This window comes from Rubinisphaera margarita (assembly GCF_022267515.1).
GTDB lineage: Bacteria > Planctomycetota > Planctomycetia > Planctomycetales > Planctomycetaceae > Rubinisphaera > Rubinisphaera margarita.
The window spans coordinates 14,698-33,618 of the sequence record NZ_JAKFGB010000003.1 but is presented as its reverse complement, the minus strand read 5'-3'; the positions used below and the strand labels follow the sequence as shown (position 1 = coordinate 33,618).

At 55.5% G+C, this 18,921-nt stretch carries 11 protein-coding genes and 1 tRNA gene; 6 read left to right on the top strand and 6 right to left on the bottom strand.

Going from position 1 to position 18,921, the window contains the following annotated elements; genetic code table 11:
• The first annotated feature begins 13 nt into the window (after window positions 1–13).
• The 4 genes from L1A08_RS00145 (at window position 14) to L1A08_RS00130 (ending at window position 3,940) form a co-directional block, all read left to right on the top strand.
• On the top strand, window positions 14–1,090 hold the full coding sequence (locus L1A08_RS00145; RefSeq protein ID WP_238752872.1) for a tRNA dihydrouridine synthase: 1,077 nt from the start codon (window positions 14–16) through the stop codon (window positions 1,088–1,090).
• A 235-nt stretch (window positions 1,091–1,325) separates the two neighbouring features.
• Window positions 1,326–2,627, top strand: coding sequence for an HD-GYP domain-containing protein (locus tag L1A08_RS00140; RefSeq protein WP_238752870.1), 1,302 nt, complete (start codon window positions 1,326–1,328; stop codon window positions 2,625–2,627).
• A gap of 108 nt (window positions 2,628–2,735) precedes the next feature.
• Window positions 2,736–2,809, top strand: a tRNA-Val gene (locus L1A08_RS00135).
• A gap of 84 nt (window positions 2,810–2,893) precedes the next feature.
• Window positions 2,894–3,940, top strand: coding sequence for a tyrosine-type recombinase/integrase (locus tag L1A08_RS00130; RefSeq protein ID WP_238752868.1), 1,047 nt, complete (start codon window positions 2,894–2,896; stop codon window positions 3,938–3,940).
• 197 nt (window positions 3,941–4,137) lie between these two features.
• Here the strand turns inward: L1A08_RS00130 and L1A08_RS00125 are convergent, their stop codons facing one another.
• The 4 genes from L1A08_RS00125 to L1A08_RS22900 all read right to left on the bottom strand — a co-directional run bounded on the left by L1A08_RS00125 (window position 4,138) and on the right by L1A08_RS22900 (window position 8,824).
• On the bottom strand, window positions 4,138–4,932 hold the full coding sequence (locus L1A08_RS00125) for a hypothetical protein (RefSeq protein ID WP_238752866.1): 795 nt from the start codon (window positions 4,930–4,932) through the stop codon (window positions 4,138–4,140).
• 36 nt (window positions 4,933–4,968) lie between these two features.
• On the bottom strand, window positions 4,969–7,224 hold the full coding sequence (locus L1A08_RS00120; RefSeq protein ID WP_238752864.1) for a Mov34/MPN/PAD-1 family protein: 2,256 nt from the start codon (window positions 7,222–7,224) through the stop codon (window positions 4,969–4,971).
• On the bottom strand, window positions 7,221–8,357 hold the full coding sequence (locus L1A08_RS00115; protein WP_238752862.1) for a hypothetical protein: 1,137 nt from the start codon (window positions 8,355–8,357) through the stop codon (window positions 7,221–7,223). Before L1A08_RS00115 ends, L1A08_RS00120 begins: the two co-directional genes overlap by 4 nt.
• 320 nt (window positions 8,358–8,677) lie before the next feature.
• Entirely contained in the window at window positions 8,678–8,824 is a 147-nt protein-coding gene (locus L1A08_RS22900; protein ID WP_390896828.1) for a 3TM-type holin, read from the bottom strand.
• Between the two features lie 416 nt (window positions 8,825–9,240).
• On the opposite strand from L1A08_RS22900, the gene cas9 reads away from it, so the two are divergent.
• Window positions 9,241–10,224 carry a type II CRISPR RNA-guided endonuclease Cas9 gene (cas9, locus tag L1A08_RS00110; protein WP_390896827.1) on the top strand — a complete coding sequence of 328 codons (984 nt, stop codon included), beginning with the start codon at window positions 9,241–9,243 and terminating at the stop codon, window positions 10,222–10,224.
• Between the two features lie 640 nt (window positions 10,225–10,864).
• Window positions 10,865–12,202 (top strand): hypothetical protein, encoded by a 1,338-nt coding sequence (locus tag L1A08_RS00105; protein WP_238752858.1) that lies wholly within the window; start codon window positions 10,865–10,867, stop codon window positions 12,200–12,202.
• Between the two features lie 408 nt (window positions 12,203–12,610).
• On the opposite strand, the gene L1A08_RS00100 is transcribed toward L1A08_RS00105, so the two are convergent.
• Both L1A08_RS00100 and L1A08_RS00095 read right to left on the bottom strand, forming a co-directional pair.
• Window positions 12,611–14,575 (bottom strand): C1 family peptidase, encoded by a 1,965-nt coding sequence (locus tag L1A08_RS00100; protein WP_238752856.1) that lies wholly within the window; start codon window positions 14,573–14,575, stop codon window positions 12,611–12,613.
• Window positions 14,576–14,777: 202 nt separating this feature from the next.
• Window positions 14,778–18,656 (bottom strand): patatin-like phospholipase family protein, encoded by a 3,879-nt coding sequence (locus L1A08_RS00095; RefSeq protein WP_238752854.1) that lies wholly within the window; start codon window positions 18,654–18,656, stop codon window positions 14,778–14,780.
• Window positions 18,657–18,921: the final 265 nt, after the last annotated feature.

Sequence of the window (18,921 nt, the reverse complement as noted above, 5' to 3'; positions counted from 1 at the left end):
CGCGATAATGTTCATGAATGACGTCCTCGCCTCTCACACGGATCGTGACTCGATCGACGAGATCCAGATCGGCAACCGCCGGCTGGCCAGCCGTTATTTTCTCGCGCCGCTGGCCGGCTACACGCATCTGCCATTAAGAACCGCTCTGCGTGAACTGGGTGGGCTCGGACTGGCCACGACCGATCTCGTGCTCGCTCCGCAACTTTTGGCTGAGAGCCGAAAGTCGATGGCTCTGATTCGAACCAGCGAGTTCGATCGGCCCCTCTCCGTCCAGATCTTTGGCGGCAGCCCCGAAGAACTTGCGGGTGCCGCCCGAAAACTCGAATCCTTCGGCTACGAGGGCATCGACATCAACATGGGTTGTCCTATGGGAAAGGTCAACAGCAGTGGAGGTGGAGCACGACTTCTTCGGAGCTGCGACAATGCAACAGCCCTTGTCGCACATGTGGTCGAAGCAGTCGATGTCCCTGTGACCGTCAAGATGCGACTCGGCTGGGACGCCGATGACATCTCCGCTCCCCTGCTTGCCGCCAACTTTGAAAAGGTCGGAGTCGCCGCAATCACGATTCATGGCCGCACCCGCCAGCAGGGATTTCATGGCCACGTCGACCTGCAGGGGATTCGCCAGGTTGTCGAAGCCGTCAATCGGATTCCGATCATCGGCAATGGAGATGTCCGTAGCGTGGACGATGCGATCGACATGCGACGGATCACCGGTTGCGATGCCGTCGCCATTGGCCGTGGTGCGATGCTCGATCCCTGGATCTTCCGAAAACTCTTCCAGCAGAGTCGGGGAGAAGCGTTTGCCGAGCCGACGCCTGCCGAACAACTCGCGTTTCTCGCCCGTCACTTCGAACTGATGGTCGAACAACACGACGAATACGCCTGCGTCCTGTTTCGCAAGTTTGCCGCCTGGTACGGCTCGCGAATGGGCATTCCGGAAGATCTCGAGGACCGCATGCGTCTTCTTGAAACGCCAGCCGATTTCGAGCTGCTGCTTCGTGAAATCGAATCGCGACACGGAGAACGACAGTCTTCGATCCCCACCGCTCTGGTGAAGGTGCCGAACGGCCCCAACGCCCATTGGTAACCGCCAAACTGGTCGCTTAATGGAGCCGCGGTTCTGAGCCTGGACGTGTCTGAAACAGACCCCAGCTCCATCGATCGACATAACCGGAATAACTCTTACACCATCCTCTGGTCAATTTGCAGATTCCCCGCGCCGTTGGGACTCTTTGGAAGCTAGGCTCGAACTATCGTGTTCATCGCAATTCACGATCGAACATTGTCGTGTGACACTTTCCTGCGTCCGAGCGGATTCTTCAATGGCTGCAACGGTAATACCACTCAATGAGCTTCGCCTCGGCGCGGTGCTCCCTGCAGCCATCTACGATGTCGACAATCCGGGCGTCATGCTGCTAAATCGCGGCATGAAGGTCACCAGAGACAACCTCGATCGTCTCCGGGCCCGTAACGTTTCGGCGGTCTCGATCGACAGTCGGCACGTTAACGCCGTCTGGGCCAATCAGGTTGGCACCGCGACACAAGTCCGCCTGCAGAAACACTACCTCGCCGAGCAGAGACGGCAGCAGCAGTCGACTCAACAACCGCTGACCAATCGTCTCAAGAAACCGCCGCAGCAAGAATATAACGAAGTTCTCGCCGAGCAGTTCGCCACGAACGCCCGGGAACACAACGAGTGCCTCCAGGGATTCTATCAGCAGTTGCAAACGGCCGGACGTTTGCGGGCCGATTCCCTTCGGGATGTCTCGCTCGATTCGATTGACATGCTGCTCAGCGATCTGGATCTGTTCGTCAAATCGACCATTGAGAATGTCGGAAAAACGCAACTCTCCGAACATTCCTGCAAGGTCGCCAAGCTCGCCATGTCCATCGCCGCCGTCCTCGGATTCACCCAGGACGATGTCTGCCAGTTGGGCATCGGCTGTATGGTTTCCCGTGCCGGCATCTCACCGGAAATCCAGGCACTGATCGAGTCACCACGCAAGTTGACCGCTCTGGAACGCCTTGAGATCAAGAAGTACCCGGTTCAGACCTGGCATGTGCTCGACAAGATCACCGATCTGTCCAACACCGCCCGCCAGGTCGCCTGGCAGATTAACGAACGCTGGAATGGTCAGGGGTACCCCCGCGGCCGCACCGGCAAGCAAATTCATCCTCTGGCCCGAATTGCCGCCGTCGCCGACGTATTCATCGCTCTGACTTCTGATCGCCCCCAGCGTCTGGCCCTGACGCCCTATAAAGCGATCACACAAATGCTGATGGAAACCCAGCAGGGATTCTTTGAACCACAGTCAATTCGCGGCCTTCTACGAACGACTTGCCTCTTCCCGATCGGCTCCTATGTCGAACTGTCGAACGGCCTCGTCGCCGTGGTCGCCCGCAACGATTCGGATTCTTACGACCGCCCGCTCGTCCGCCCGCTCTACGATCTTCGCGGCGCAGAAGTTTCCGACACCTACGTCGATCTAAGAACCGAAACCGACATTCAAATCATCGACGCCATCTCAGCCGAAGACATCCAAACTCGACTGGGCCAGCGTGAGATGGCGGAACAATCACTCTCCAACGACATGGACTGGGCCGACGAGCTCGTCCTCGACTGAAGCCGCTCCCGACAACCTCCTCCGCCGCATCCCGCACGATCAACGGCCATTGACACGCCCGCCAATCCTACGATAATACCACCCACCGCCGACCCCACGTCGGCACCCGGGCGATTAGCTCAGTTGGTTAGAGCGCTTCGTTTACACCGAAGATGTCGGGGGTTCGAGTCCCTCATCGCCCACTCGGAAAAGCTAGACTTTTTCGCATCCGCTCCGAAGCATTGTTTTGTCCATGCACGAAATAATGCACGAAAAGGAGCTCACTCATGGCACGACCTGCCAAGCCATTTTTCCGGAAGCAGACCCAAAGTTGGTACTGCTCCCTTTCTGGAAAGCAGTTCTCTCTCGGCAAAGACAAACAACTTGCGTTTCAGAAGTTCCACGAGTTGATGGCTAACCGGGAAGAGCATCTTCAGAATCGCTTCTCCCTGTACGAACTCAGCCAAGCGTACCTCGATTGGTGCCAGGCCAACCGCAAACCCGCCACGTACAAGCTGCACCGGCATTTTCTCAAGTCGTTCATTGAGGCGGTGGGAAGAAGACTGCAGGCGTCACAGCTCAAGATCCACCAAGTCACCAAATGGCACGAGGGCCTTGGCGTCAGCTCTACCACCCAGAATGATGCGGTGGCGATCATGCAACGGATGTTGAATTGGGCCGTTGAGCAGAGTTACATCAGCCGCAATCCCATCACGGGAATGAAGAAGCCAAAGCGCAAGCGCCGCGATGTCTATTACACCGCCGAGCAATGGGCACAAATCCGAGAGCATGCCAATGGGTCACTCGTTGATCTGCTGGATTTTCTCTACTGCACCGGCTGCCGCCCTCAGGAAGCTCGGCTGATTGAGAGCCGTCACATCCATAACGATCTGGTGATCTTCCCTTCCGACGAGTCCAAGGGGCAGAATGAGCCACGCGTGATCTATTTGGCTCCCAAAGCCAAGACGATTATCGACAATCAACTACTCAAGTTCCCGGAAGGTCCTCTCTTCCGGAATGAGCGAGGCGTACCGTGGACAAAGAACGCCATCGTGTTGCGTCTACGGAGAATCTCCGAGAAGATCGGATTCCGTGTCATCGCCTATGGCGCTCGCCATTCTTGGGCGACTGAAGCCCTCATGAATGGGGGCGTCGATCCGATTTCGGTCGCACTTTTAATGGGGCACAAGGACACGACCATGGTGTCGAGGGTGTACAGCCATTTGGCGAAAAACCCTGTGTTCTTGCGTCAGCAGGCACACAGAGCGACCCCAACGCGAAATCATGAACAGATATCGTCGTCGGCTGAACCGCCATCGGCTACAGATAAATGATCGAGTCTGATGCGGGCACAAGTTCAAATCTTGTCAACCCGATTCGACCGGGGTCAATTTAGATGCGGGCTCGAAACGTGTAACATGTTTTCAGGAAATGAGTTAAAAAAACAGCATGAAGATGTCAGTTTGTTTGGGCACTTTCTAACGCTAGACTTCCCATCTTGCGTCGGTGTGTCGGACCGACGCGTGCAAGCTCAGGCTGGAGATGCGTCTTCGGGCTCGGGTGGAGCGTCCAGTCCGGCCGCGGGCGGCGGCTCGTCGGAGATGGAGGCCGGAGGCTCAGCAGCCTGCGCTGGAGCTGTCGCGGTAACTTCCCCCGGAAGCTCGGCATAGTCGCGGAATACTTCCTGCGTGTAGTGCTTGAAGAACTTTAGATACCGGTAGAAGAGCACGATTGCGACGGCGACCGATACACCGGCCCACGCAAGCTTGGCAGGCTCGAAACCGGTGCCGGCGGCCCGATCGTAATTCCGGATTGCGGCAAAGGCCAGGATCACGGCGGCGATAAGCGCCGCCATGCAGACATTGCGGCTGAATCCATAGACGTTGAGAAAGGTCACCAATCGCTCAGCGGTGGACTTCTCTCGTTTGACGATTGCAAAGCAGTGGAAAAACAGACCGCGTCCCGGCTTGGTAATCCCCGCAGCAGCTGCTTTAGCGAGCACGCGCTGCTGCGTCTCAGGTGGAAACGGCTTGTAGAAGATCGGGAAGATATACGACCAGAATCCCGACGCCTTCGCCTTAAACAGAGTCTCTTCTGGTGACTTGAGCACCTTTCGCAAAAACATGTGCTCCAGAAAGAAGCTCGAAAGGTGTGCCACAAAGTGACCGAGGACATAGCCAGCCACAATCAGAAATATCAGCATTCCGGTGGGCAGCTTGTCCTTCTCCAACCAGCCACCATCGAAGGCGTAGTCTGCGGCGCATAGAACCACAAAACCGGTGGCAAGATAGGCGAAGAAGTCGTAAACGGAAAACGGCAGTTTCACGAAGGATCTCCAAGAAACGCAGGCCGGGCGGCGGCATTAAGTCCCAAGCTCCCAGCCACCGCTACGGACCATCTCGCCGAGATACCAGGCCACCACCGGCCCCTGTCCTGCAATTGCCATAAGGGCAGGCAAGCCCGCGTCGTCCATATTCGCAGCTAGCCAGTTGAATACTTCTATATCATCGTCACTCGGCCGGCAGGGGCAGCCGTCGGGGTGTGAATGCCACTCGCCGATATACTCAAGCTGGCCATCGGTGATTGCCGACACCTTCTCAACCTCGGCGGCAAGTCCCTTCTTTCCGCGGATGTACAGGGTAGGCCACTCTTCGCTATCTGGCGGCGAGGGAATCGTCTCAACTACATAGACGATCTTTCGTTCGAGGTCATAGGCACCTAGCAGCACGCCCCCAGTTTCGCTCGGCAATTTGGACTGCCGCAGTTCTGCGATGCGGCGTTGAATGGTTGCGTCGACCACCAAGGTCCAGGGGCCGTGCGCATTTCGGTGGACGGGTGAGGGCGTGACATTGAAGAGGCGGACCTCTAACGTTTGCGGGTCTGAGTGCCAAATGTTAATCGTGGCACTCTCGTCCTTGACAGCTTGGCGGATCGCTTCGGAGCCAATGGCGGCATGCATCGATACCGCAGAGTTGGGAATCGACGAGCTGACATCGCGGCATGACCGGGCATACCGAAGGCGGCCCGGTGGCGGAGCCAAATGATTATGAAGCTCGGGAATCTGGCAAATTGAACGATAGTACTGCATCTCCAGGCAATCGAGAGGCAATGCCCGGTGTGCGTCTTCGGTTAGCTGAACAAGATCGATGCCCTGGGGGTTCAGGAACAATGCAACTCGGCGTGCCCCACCGGGCGCGTCGTGTGCAAGGTATCGCGAAACCGGAATCGAGGCAGCCATATCCAGGATGAGACTAGCCGCCCCGAGCCTCTTCTCAAGTTCATCTTTTTTGGTGCTGGGCCTGAGAACATCCGCTTCGACAAAGCTGATCGGCCCTTCCACGGCATAGAATCTTCTCAACTGCGCGGCCACCGCGACGGCCTTAGGAAATCCAACTACACCACTGTCTAGCGAGTGACGCGCCACATTATGCGGCAGCAAGACGTCTTCGTCGACCACACACCAACGCCCGAACCCCGATTGAGCCAGTAATCGCAACGTTTGCGATCCAAGTGCGCCAGCCCCAACCGCGACCATCTCGCGATCTTCGGCAACAACCCCGCTAGAAGCCGCGGCGCGAGCGCGCGAGAGATCAAAGTGCGGCGACAGAATATCAAGTGGTATGCTGCTGCCATCGGCGCCAGGGTCTTTTGACAACGGTGTACCGAGCCCGTGACTCGTCTTCTCCCACAACCCAATACCGACACCAACTTCGGCCACACTTTTCGTCGTCAGGAACATCCAAAGATCGGTGCTCTCAACGAACGCTTGGCCAGCGCGCATGAGCGGAAAGGCAATGATGAGCAGGACGTTCTTGTCCAACATGTCCTTCTGATTCCAGTCCGCCAGCTTTGCGTGGAGCACCTCAATAAGTGGGATACCTGCCGGTGACAAGAACTCGTCCAGCTGCCTTAGATCCCGAGGGGCATGGCGAATAGCCCCGTGCATCTGCGGCTGTGCGACGAGCGATAGAGCGAGAAACGGCATGCCGCCGTCTCCTGCCCCCGCTTCGGCAATGAAGACACGGCAATCCTTGCCGCTATGAGCCGGTGCGATTCTCAGTTCCTGACTACCATCTGCAGAGACGTCGTCGTAAAAGCCCGCAGGCAGGACAATTTTGTATCCACTGCCGAACAGCAACGGCTCAAGCGGCTGATCCTCTTGATGAAGCGTACCTTTGGCAGTTTCGGTGAGCCAAGAGCGTATGCGGTCGATGAATGCTGCTGGGGTCCAACGCAATGAGACCTGCGACCACGCTTCCTCATAGAGGCACAGGCTGCGGGGAAACTCGTCCGCCCGCAGATTGATGTGGGGCACGCGTGGGAAGTCGGGCCGCAATGACACGACTTCCGGATACCAGTCGTCGTCGGCCTTGAACGTAGCTGCGAGCCGCTCTGTGTGATGAATGTCGTGCGCGCGGCGCTGCGGCCGTTCGACCTCAACCTCAAAGACGACGGTCTCCTCCAGCTCATCCCCTTCAGTATGATGCTGCAGACAGTCGATGAGTTTGACGAAGGGAAGACGGCCGAGGCCGAGAGTCCCGGCAAGCGCCAGCGACCTCGGGAGCGTCAAGGCCGACGGCAACACCACGATGCCGGCGGGCTGCAGGAAATCTGTCATGCACCCGCCCGTGGCGCGCTTGTCGACGTAACGCTTGCCGCGCCAATAGCGATCGGCTTTTTGAGCGTGGCACCGGTACCGGTGATCTCCACGACGATCGGCTTCGGATTGGCTACGGACGGATGTTCCATCGTCACCTTCCACTCACCGTCGCGGCTGGTCACCACGTCATCGAAATAGTAGTTCTTCGCCTGCCGGTGCGGCGGCTGGGGATCCTTGTCTTCGTCGCTGCCCTGCTTGGGGATGGGCTTGCTGGTCGAGACAATGACGCACCCATCGTTACTCTGATCCTCGAAGAGCCACTTCACGTTCTCCTCAGCCTCGGTCTTATCGTCACCTTTATCTGGGCCGATAGTCAGGTACGAGCAATGATGCGGAAGCTTAAAAATGTCCCAGTTGAGTCGCTCTTCCTGCTCGTGGCGCTTCGTGGTCAGCACGATCTCCGAAAGCGCCTGCCACGATGCATCTGAGCCAAGCATCACACGAGTGTACTGGCCGCCGGCCAGGAAGGTCGCCTGCATGACCAGAGAATCGTGGTTGCGATCAAACAGCTCGCCGTCCTGGCGCCAGGCAAACGGGCTGTGCACGAAGAACTCGACCTGATCCGTGAAGAGGGAAAGCTCGGGTGCCAGCTTGCCGGCATCGGTGATTAAGTGCTGGCGGCTTTCGAGCGTAAGACCGTGGCTTTCGAGCCAGGCCTTGAGGGCAGCCGGGCGCGAAAATACGCGGATACCGTAGCCCTGTTTCAAGCGATAGCGTGCTTCAGCCTGCAAGGCCTCAGCGCCGTCGCCGAGTCCCGTGCGACTCTCCGTAATGACACCTGCCGGCACCCACAGTGTCTTGATCTTGAACCGATCGTCCCCCTGGTACTTCGCCGCATAGTCGAAATAGAAGAAGGTATCTGCCTTGCAGGTATGGTCATCATCGAGGTGCGTGATGGCCACCACCTCATACGTGTCTTTTCCAGCGCCCTCCATGTCCTCACGCAGGGCGGCACAAAGATCAATTCGCTTGTCGTCTGGATCGTCGGGGTTGCCCTGGCCACCGAAATCGAACAGAATCTTCTTCTCGTTTTCCAGGTCGATCTTGCAACAGTCGGCGTTGCCTAGCGGATAGAAAGTCAGTTTGTGCATCAGCACCTCCGTTTGCAGGGGGAAGCTCCGTAAAGCGAACCCTTAGCATGCGGCGTGCCGAATGGCCGACTTCGCCCCGGCCTAGGCTGTAAGTTTCATCTGTATAGTAATTTGCAGTGCTAGCTGCTACTGGCCGGCCAGATACTGGCGACTGTCATTATGGCAGTATTTGTGTTTGCGATGCTGGCGGAAGGTGCCACATTGGCCGCCATCGGCAGGCGCCTCATCTTTTGGCGCCAAGCCGCGCGTCACGCCCTTCTGCCATTCGAAGGTTCGCACAACCGAGAATACCCACCAGCACCGTGATCAGCGCGTCCATTTCAAAGGCGGGAAGGTCGACCGGGAGTCCGGCGGCCGTCAGGGCAGAAGCAAGTAAGGGCTGCACGAACCCAGCCGATGAACGGCCGCCAGCCCGCCACAAAGATGCTGGCGTGTCCTGCCTCCACCTTGTTGATGTCGGCTTGCATGCTCGAATGGTGACGTTAGGGAAGAGACACAGCCTACCTCTTGTATGTCAAGCAAGCCTCAGGATCGATAGTTCGCCCTTTTACACCTGGGAAACAGCTATTCTGTGTTCCATCCGTTGCTCCTGATTAACTGATTTCGTGCACGTTTCGTGCACAAATCTTCGCCTCAAAGTTTCCTGGGACACTGGGGCCGAGACCTTGATGAGGTCAAAAAATCGCGCACAAAAAAAGCTCCTTCAAGAGGAGCTTAACTCGATGTCCGAAGACAGAGCCGTGCGCGATACAACCTTACTGTGATAGGGCAAGGAAGCACTGCTTGGATACACGCCCGTATATTACACATTTCCAATCGCTTCGCAAGCCTGTTATCTTGAACACTCTCCGTTTTTCAGTTTGACATCAACGCGAGGTTAGAAATGGGCCGACAATCTCCTTGGCGACTTGGGCTGGATTTAGGAACTTCTTCGATTGGCTGGGCGGCCATCGGACTCACGAGAACCAGGGGCGTACAACCGAATTCCATTTGGGCAGCTGGTGTGCGGATTTTTGAAGCGGGTGTCGAAGGTGACATCGAACAAGGGAAAGATAGTTCCCGTGCGACGAAGCGCCGCGAAGCCCGCCAACCGCGCCGCCAGAACTGGCGAACCCAACACCGCAAAGAAAAGCTGTTTGCACGACTCTCTCAGCTGGGGCTATTACCGACCACAGAATCGGGCAAGTCCGAGGATCGAAAGGCGTGCCTGGAAACGCTGGACAGTCAGCTTCGCGAGACGCACCTTCAAAATGGAGACCACGAAGCGTTTCAGAAGCTAACCTATATTCTGCGATCCAAAGCGGCCCAAGAGCCGCTGTCCCCGCACGAAGTCGGTCGCGCCCTCTATGCGCTTGCGCAACGTCGCGGCTATCTCAGTAATCGCAAGAGCCAGGGGGATGATGACGAAAACAGCGGGAAAGTCGCGTCCAGTATCAGTGAACTCCAGGCCGGCATGAACGAACTCGGGGACGAATCGACGATCTCACAATACTTCGTCGCCCGTGTGAATCCGGTTGACGGCTCCGAAGATCGCATCAGACATCGATACACCTCTCGAGACATGTTCTGGCGAGAATTCGATCAGATCCGACAGACCCAGCAGGGTAACTTGGATTTGACTGAAGCGGACTGGGAAGAGCTGCGGGAACTCATCTTTTTCCAGCGACCCCTGAAATCTCAGAAGCAACTGATCGGCCGCTGTGATCTTGAGCAGGGCGAACGGCGCTGCGAAGAATGTCTCCCTGTTTTCCAGCAGTTCCGCATTCTGCAGAAGGTCAATAATCTGCAGGCCAAGCAGCGCTTCCCGGCGAACCACGGCAGCAATCGTGCAAGGGTACGTTATTCTAAAGCCACACTCTTCACATAATGACACATACGCTTTTTGTAGCTCCCCCTCCCGAAGCACCTCACACCAGTACATTCACAAACAATCCCCCATGTGATACCATCTTTTATCCAGATGTCAAACGGGAGTACCCATGGCCGGCTACTCGCCGACATCGTCCACTAGTCTCACGGTTTTACCTGGAGCCATTAGGATAATGACGATCGACGCCCTACGTTTTCGCATATTCCTATACTGGATTGGATTTGCGGTACTTACTTTCATTTTCATCATTCTTGCATCGTTGGTCCGGGCCTCTATCGGGTCCCACCAAGTGATGGAGAATCTCTATACGGTGGCAACAATTTGGCTGCCTCCCCTGTCCTCCTTCAGTGCCTTTTGGTTTCCCGAGCAAGGGACTAAGAGCGCAAAGCGTCCCCTCAATCGGAACCAACAACTCGCCGCCCAAATATTCACACTCGCTTATGTCTCTTTTGTGCTTTTATTACTTGCACAATGCTGCTTTATCCAATCGTACGACTTCGGAGACGCATTGGAACTCCCCCCGGGAAGGAGCTTCGAAGAACAAATCACGTTCACTTCCAAACTTTCTCTCCTCGTCAGCCCGATAGCGTTAGCCCCGACAATCTACTTAACTCGAACCACATCTTAAGGATACGCCATGCAACTCTGCAGCACCTTAATACTGGCCTTTCTGACAACCGTAGCGATGAATACCCCTGCAACAGCCGAACATCCATGCTACATTATCACGAAACACTCTCTCGATCCTGATCCAATTCCTTCAAAGATAAACACAGCGGCGCTCCTACCCATATCAGACACAATTGGCGCACTTCTGGATGATGACATCACACTTTGCCGACTACAAACAACAACAATCGCTCCCCCTACTCTGACCGCACTAAGGACCAATACCCCCTCCACTCCTACAAACCGCCTTTGGCAATCTATTTCGGATATCCTAGCCGACGCCCCATATCCCACAGTGCCCGCGTTCCTCCAAAAGTTGGAAGCGACTGGCGACAAGACTTGGTGGGAAATAGACATCCACCCCAAAGGATCACCCTATAAAATAGTGGCATTGCAGATAGACCTAGAAGACACTTTCGCATGTGGCCTTCAAATCGGCGAATTCGATATTGCTTGGATCGAAATTACAAAGCCGCAGAGCTTTACGCCTCCTCCGAGTACCATTCTATCTCCAATGTTGACAGCAGTACTCATCAAGCACCAGATAACCACCATTCCAATACCACCAGATAGTATCATGTATTCACCCATGAAGATGGGGCTGATCGAGGACTTAGCGAAGGCGATCATTTCAGACGCACGAACGAGTCAAGACACAAGCGTTAGATACCTCGCTGAATGCATTGAAAGCGCCTCAGCACACGTTGATAATGTTGGTGACATTGCACTCACCCTGAGCATGTTGACACCTTCGGAATCCACCCTTCGGTCGGCAAAGAGTCTGGTAAGCAGTCATCTCGTCAAGATTTTTGCAACCGAAATTCCGATCAATACTTTTTGTCCAGACTTAGACGGCCATCCAGATACACGCGCTCAGAAAACGTCTTCACTCGTAATATTTAATTCATCAACCAAGCCTGAATACTTACGAAACGGCAAGATAAACATCGAAAAGGTCTGGGCGGATGTCCTTGCAGAGATTAGCAACGAAAGCAACTTAACCATAAACCCTTCACTTTTCACCTACACTGATTCGTCGGCCGCAGGTGTAACAGAATACATCCGATTACAGGCGCCCGAAGGTCAAGTCCGTCGGTGCAGGCTCCTAATAAAAGCACAGATCGACTCACACTACTTTAGCGGTGGGAAAGACAACGAGACAGTCATCATCTCATGCGAGGAGCAGATCGGAGTTCGTCATCAGTCATATCGCCACTGGACAACCTACACATCAGACAACACAAGTGAAACTATCGCCAAAGAATGCATGAATAGAATTCGGTCGAGAATCTTTAAAGATTTCTAACAATAAACCCTCATCGCTTCAAGCTGGTTATAAAATACACAGTTCAGGTACCACGTATATACCTGCACGATCTCGGCGAGGAAGGCCCGAGAGATACCCCACGCCCAGCAATAAGATCATGGATGAATTCGAACACGTTTTCCGGCTATCAGAACTCGGTATTCGTCCTGACAACAGGCAGAGTCGTCCTACCAGAGTCGCGGACCTTATCGAGATAACAAACGTCGACTATTACGAATCTGCGCGACGCTGAAAATATATCAAGAAATGCACGCGAATGGACATGATATTTTCGGTAAGGCATCGAAACCCAATTAGTCCATGTGCCGCTAAATGCGGCGAAGAGAGCCAACGCCACTCATTGCGACAAATAGTGCTCGGCCCGATTGCAAGCCATTATATCAGATGTTAAAACTGAAGGTCTCGAACCGTGAATTCGCTTTGCAGTTCTCCTCCGACAATACGTCGCAGAGCAGAATTCAAAGTGACAGGATCATCATCGAAGCCTCCATGTGAATTGCTTTGGGACCGCTCTGCGGATTTGCTCGCAACCCTTGCACCAGCGATCACAAGACTGGAAAGTCCTTTCGACTCTTTCTGGAACAGGCTATTCAGCTCAGCATCAGTGTACTCATCGCCCGTCTGACCTTTACTGCTGACAAATCGTTCCATGCCCAGCAGGGGAGTTTCGCGACGACGTTCGAACGCATTGCTCACGAGAAAAAGTAGCGATTTCCCATAGGGGCCTACGGTATCGTCTCGCTCACCGCTGTCGCTGAGAAGATAGAGCGTCGGGAGGGGACATTGGCCCAACTCCACGTAGGGCAGAACCAGTTGCTTGAACAAATCGACCCGGATGGCAGGTGCGAAAAACTGCACTGTCTTCAGTGGAAGCTCGGATTCAAGGATCCGCGGTAATGCATGGGCAGCGAAGATGGCTCCCGCACTGTGCCCGATGACGTGCAGCTCGAACTTTTTGCGATAGGCAGCGTCAAGCTGGCTCAAAGCCTGTTTCACGCGGCTCGCGAGGATCTGCATGCCCCCTCGCCCGTCAGGGTGATTGGACGCCAGCCTCGCGTTCTCCTTCATCTCGTTCCAAAGAGCGGTCCCAGGCAGCGCCGCAGTCAATTCGATCGAGCGGTCCTTCGCCTCAATTAGCCCTTCACGAAAGCGTCTGAGCCATTCGGCAGGCCCACCAGCGCGCTCATCGACGTCGACGAACAGGTCATTGAACATCGCTTTCAGAGTCTCTTCAAACCCGGTTTCCCACATAATGTTGACTGGATAGATCTCGTTGGCAAGCATTCGATTCCGATAGGAGATAATCCGACGGGCGCTATAATCGGCGCTGTTCAATCCCCCGTGCAGGTAGAGGAGAATTCTGATCTTTTTCCACCCGGCTGATCGTTGCGGTATCTCCTCGGTAATCAGCCGTTCGATGTCTTGAGGCGTCGTCCAGTATTGACCTGTTTCCGACAACTCTCCATTGTTTCCGAGGTTGATCACAAACGGACGGATTGCCTGTAGCGGAACAGCCGGTGCTGCACGATGGATCCCGGCAACTTCGTCTGTGTTTCCGGCCCGTTCCCAGAGATTGAGTCGAACTGGAACCCCAAGCTGCGCCACCCACACATCCGTTGCGTGGAGCATGTAGTCCTCATAGGGAAGCAGCGCGAAGCCGCCATTCCCCCAGTCGGTCCCCCAAGAGTTCTGGATTACGAATCCTTCGGGCGTATAGCCCACAATCGCGACGGCGTGACCACCGAGGGCTCTCCCCTTCCTCGCAATGACGGGGAGGTCCAGACGACGCAAATTCCCATTGTCAACGTACACGAACTCCTGCGAATGCGGTCCAGGTTGCTGCCAGCCCTCGTGGACCATCAAGGTCATGTAGAGAATCCCACTTTCGGCCAACGCGGCATGCATATCGCGAACTTCACGATGAGAAACGCGATAGTACGCTCCTCCCGGCGTCAGTAAGGCCTGCTCAGCGATCGTCGAATTGAAGTGCTGGATGCCGGGCTGCGAATAGGGCCATTCTTCTTCCCGGCAGACGCCGTGAGCGATCCAGCCCTTGACGGCGCCTCTGGCTGAGGATCCCTCATACTGCTCTCCCGGCCACTCATCGTAGCGACGCGCGAGCTCGTAAAGCATTCGCGGGCTCACCGAACGACTGAGATTTCGTTGTCTCAAATGGAAATTGATCACCGCAGCCAGCGCGAAACCAGTACAGGCTCCTTCCACCCCCTGATCAAGAACGAAAGGAACGCGATCGCAGTTGATGACGACGTCAGGAAGGGAGTGCAATCCGGGGCGATACACCCAGTCCCGAATATCAATTCGATCGGGAACGGCATCAAACGTCCGCCCCATCAATCCTGTTTGAATTTCCGATTGTGGAGGTCTTCGATCGATCGCCTCCGGTCGTGTCGTTTTCGGACTGGCCTTTGTGCTGCGCTTAGACTTTCGGGGCATGGTCTCATTCCCATGTTGAGTGTATCAAAGGGTGACATGACTTCGAGTCGGATTGCCTACACAATCGGATCTATTTGTTCCGATCAATTTCAAATTCAGGTTAGGTTGAAGCCGCTCGGTTCCACCGCTTCGTGCCCCGCAGTACTTGGAGGATCCCCTCATGTTCCCTCTTCATTTCGGATGTCAGATTTGCCGCTCCGCCGACAAACTCCAGCAATGCACTCAGCGGTTCCTGATAACGCCGCTTCGCCGTCGGGGTCGCCAATAGGCGTTGGACGAGGCGAAACAAGCGCCCAACCTGCTCACGATTGATTTGGATCTCATTGTGAAATAGGACATCGTGCAGCAGCAAAAAGCATTCGCAAGATTTTGCCAGTTCTCCGTCTCCGATCCGCTTACGGGGCTCCTGCGGAATCCATGTGTCAAGCAGATCAAGGAGCCGATCAACGCATCTTCGGTCCCAGTACACGTGCAACTCTCTCAGGCTATTCAGGCTGGCGACGTCAGCGTCGGCTTGCGATAGCGCAGCGATGATCAGATCGGCCGCCACATACGAGTCACCGAGCATTCGCTCCAGTTCTTCCTGGCGTGACTGGATGTCCTCCCCGGTCGTTTGCTCGTCATCGGCGCGCTGGAGATCAGCAATCACTGCTGAAACCTTCTCACGGATCTCTTTGACGTTAATCGGTTCTCCTGACGACTCTTTCGTTGTGGCTGTCCCGCTGTTCCACTTTCCGTCAGTCAGTTCCTCAGCCAGAGTATCCGCATTGAAATAACGGTCACTCGTCCAGAAGGAATCCAGATCACCTCTCGCCCCACTTGTCCGTCCCCGGACCAGATCGATTGCCGTGTGCAGTCCGAGTTGTCGATACGCATCGAACTGAGCGAAGCTAAAGGCCTGGTCGGAAAGTGGATCGTGAGGAAACAGATAGTTTCTCAACGCAAACTCACGGATGGTGAGATCCTCGTCCCCCGTCAGGCAGGGTTTGAAATAGACCAGGAGTGCTTCCCTGCCTCCTGGAACAGCGGAGCTCCCGAGGTCGTCGGATGTGGTGTCCGGTTCCGGATAGCGAATCCGTGCAAAAAAGAAGTGACGGGGATTCTCAGGGTGGTCAACCGCGTCCGGCTTCTGGCCCTCAGGAGGAACTCCCTGTGGCATTGATGTATCCTGCATCTGCTCTAGGGACAACCAGGACCAGCCAAGTTCTTCCAGTTTCTCCCGGCCAGGCAGATCCCGGACCGGAAACTTGCCCCGTGTCTGCAGCGGCCGGTAGCCGTCATCAAAGATCGACTCACCGGCGGAGTCCATTTCCAGAATCTCGATACCCTGCTCAATTCTGAGCCGCTTCACCAGCTTGCTGAAGTCATCAAAACAGTAGTAGGGATCCTGGCCGGCATCCGACACAAAGATCACCCTGCACCGGCGTTCGATCAGTGCCTCCAATCCCAGATTCTCAATATGCCCACCGTCCGTGACGAGCACATACTTCTCGTTGTTCCGGTTCGCCAGTCCTTCCCAGAGAAGTTCGATCAGGCGGGGATCCCGCTTGATGCTGTCAGCACGCTGGGGCGACGGAATCCACTTCCCGGTGCGGAAATTGAGCAATTCCATCATCAGCATGATGAAATGATGCACAAAATAGTTCGGCGAGATCGCCGCGGCGGAAATCGCCATGGTATCGCCGACCGTCAGCGTGCTGGCTCCCAGTTCATCGGTTCTTTGGTATCCAAGATCACGGGAGCCAAAAAAGAGGGGTGACAACAGAAAATGGTGGAAGTCCGGAGCGAGATGATCCGGGTGTCGCATCCAACTTGAGGGCACGCTGACCGCCCCGTGAAACAGCGGATATGGTCCCCCGCAAATATGGGGCTGACAGGAAGTCAGCGGAGGATTTGAGTGCGCATCTTCACTGTCGGCGTCCAGATAAGCTCTACAGAGTCGATCACGATAATAATCATGCAGGGAAGTGTTGTTCGGGCTGATCAACGCACTCGACAGCAGGAAAGCGAGAAGCGCCCCGACACTCCAGATCAGGCGATGTCGCTGATCATGTTCGATCAGCACTGCTCGCCGAATCTCGCTGCGGGGACGAAACACAGCCGGATAGAACTCTTCAAACAGCAGCCGGTTTAACTCCGCATCGTGATACTGACTCTGATTCACCTCTCCGTCCTCATCGGATGCCACCAGTTCCAGCAGATGCGCCAGCCTTGGGTTTTGTGGGGATGTCCCGTGATGAGTTCCGGGATCGACAAGCGTGAGGGTGAAGAGTTGCTTGTCATCCAGAACCTCGTTCAGGCACCGAGCCGTCTCGTTGTGTAACTTCCGCTGAATCGCACTACTGGCCACGAACTGGCTGTAGTTATTGGACAGCTGCAGTGGAGCGCCGATCGCGTGCTTCAACCGATTAAGGAACCGAACGTAGCGCCACATCATCCAGTCGGTGAGGGGCTCCTCCGCCCCCGTCCCAGCCTGGTAAATTCTCGCAGGTTCGTTGACAAACAACTGGTGAGAGCAGGCATCGCCAAGATCGGAAGCGAGGGGTATCGCGTCCTCTAGCCTCAGCCCGCCTTCGGCATCCAGCAGTGCATCGTATCGCGTCTTAAGAGCGGGATAGTCTTTGCAGGTCAGCCCCATCAAATCCAGGAGCTGCGAATCCTCGATTGAGGATGCGAAAAGCGATTGAGGCTGTTCGTTCTCCTTGACCTCACCGGTATTCTCCTGTCTGCTCGCTCCGCCGGAAGCGATTGCATCCGGCGAGAAATCTACTTGCACAACTTTGTCGTCCGTCGTCTCTAGCCACCTTCGGCGAGCCACTGTTGCCTGATCCAGCCCGGCCAGGATCTCCACTACCGGCGTCTCAACGGCCTTGGCGCGCTCCTCCGAGAACGAGTCGATTAGCTCGCCTAACGCGTCAAGCTCTTTGAAATCGCCATAGACAAAATCGGGCCCCCGGTAGGTGGCGAAACCCGAGATGTTCTCACTGGCAAATGCCGCGACCAGCAGCAGGGGAACACCCAAGAACAGTGCAAACGACGTGTAGTAAAACACCCACGACTCGACCGAATTGCGGGGATGGACTCCGCTGCGAAACAATTTCGTTGGCACAAGGATCGGGATCAGTCCGATCAGCACCATTCCGAGCAAAGGCCACTGCAGATAAGACTGCCAGAAAATGCGGGTCTCACCGGCGGTGCGGGCGGGATCATAGGGTTCGGACAGGCTGATATCCCCGCTCACAATCAGCGTCGCCACACCGATAACCAGACAGGCAAATGAGCCCCAGAACACATAGTGCGAGAGCTTCTTCAAGGGACTGCTTTGGAACGCCAGTGCCAGAATGCAGAGCGCGAACCAGAGACCACCGAACACAAGCGAGGGCGCCAATGCCGGATAGACATCCCCGGCCAGGTTCCACGCTTCGAAATGATCACGGACCTGATGGTAATCCAGGCTGCGCCAGACGAAGGCGATGAAAGCACACACAGCCACTAGCAGGCTGATCCGGGGTATGAGGTTCAGAAGCAGTCCAATCACATAGCGGTTGGCCACCAGATCAAGCCGAAACAGATAGTTTCCCTGCTTCGTCAGACGCGTTACCGCCGGAGACGACCGCCCATTATCTTCGACATAAAAGTCGAACAGTTCCGGAGCTTCGCCAAACTCTCGCTTTCGGGAGATCGACTGCGCGAGAGCCGCATTGACATAACTTCCGCCGGACACCGACGAAACATAGTCGATCACTCGCAGCAGCCCGGTTCTATGAAAGGCCTGGATCAGTCCCAGATTGAACGCGGCTGACCGGATTCCGCCCCCGGAGAGGGCCAGGCCGATCAGATTGTTCCGCAGATCAGCGGACTCTGCCGACGCCTCCTGAGATTCCTCAGAGCCGTTCTCCACGGCGACTTTTTCTCTACGGCGTTGCACTTCCTCGAGTTCGGCGGCAAATACCTCGGACTCAGGCACGATCGATGACATGGGCTGCTCATCAGACGAGAGACTGGGAAGATCGGCTTCATTGCCAAGAGTTCACTGCCCTGAGAACCAGCCACGATACAAGAATCCCCTGATCTCCGCAAATGAATACTACTGAACAACATCTTGCGACAGGCACGAAAATGAGCGACGAACTTTCGGACATCCGCTATTCCGCGCAGACTGACTAATTTTTCTTGACAAGAGTACACCACTGCCCCATAACAGCTCATGACCTACCGACCGGTGTTTCTGTTCTATGTTGCGA

What these genes read in the sequence shown, in the direction of transcription:
- L1A08_RS00145 (WP_238752872.1), top strand. Translation starts at nt 14, where the DNA reads ATGAATGACGTCCTCGCCTCTCACACGGATCGTGACTCGATCGACGAG.
- L1A08_RS00140 (WP_238752870.1), top strand. Translation starts at nt 1,326, where the DNA reads ATGGCTGCAACGGTAATACCACTCAATGAGCTTCGCCTCGGCGCGGTG.
- L1A08_RS00130 (WP_238752868.1), top strand. Translation starts at nt 2,894, where the DNA reads ATGGCACGACCTGCCAAGCCATTTTTCCGGAAGCAGACCCAAAGTTGG.
- L1A08_RS00120 (WP_238752864.1), bottom strand. Translation starts at nt 7,224, where the DNA reads ATGACAGATTTCCTGCAGCCCGCCGGCATCGTGGTGTTGCCGTCGGCC.
- L1A08_RS00115 (WP_238752862.1), bottom strand. Translation starts at nt 8,357, where the DNA reads ATGCACAAACTGACTTTCTATCCGCTAGGCAACGCCGACTGTTGCAAG.
- L1A08_RS22900 (WP_390896828.1), bottom strand. Translation starts at nt 8,824, where the DNA reads ATGCAAGCCGACATCAACAAGGTGGAGGCAGGACACGCCAGCATCTTT.
- cas9 (WP_390896827.1), top strand. Translation starts at nt 9,241, where the DNA reads ATGGGCCGACAATCTCCTTGGCGACTTGGGCTGGATTTAGGAACTTCT.
- L1A08_RS00105 (WP_238752858.1), top strand. Translation starts at nt 10,865, where the DNA reads ATGCAACTCTGCAGCACCTTAATACTGGCCTTTCTGACAACCGTAGCG.
- L1A08_RS00100 (WP_238752856.1), bottom strand. Translation starts at nt 14,575, where the DNA reads ATGGGGCGGACGTTTGATGCCGTTCCCGATCGAATTGATATTCGGGAC.
- L1A08_RS00095 (WP_238752854.1), bottom strand. Translation starts at nt 18,656, where the DNA reads ATGTCATCGATCGTGCCTGAGTCCGAGGTATTTGCCGCCGAACTCGAG.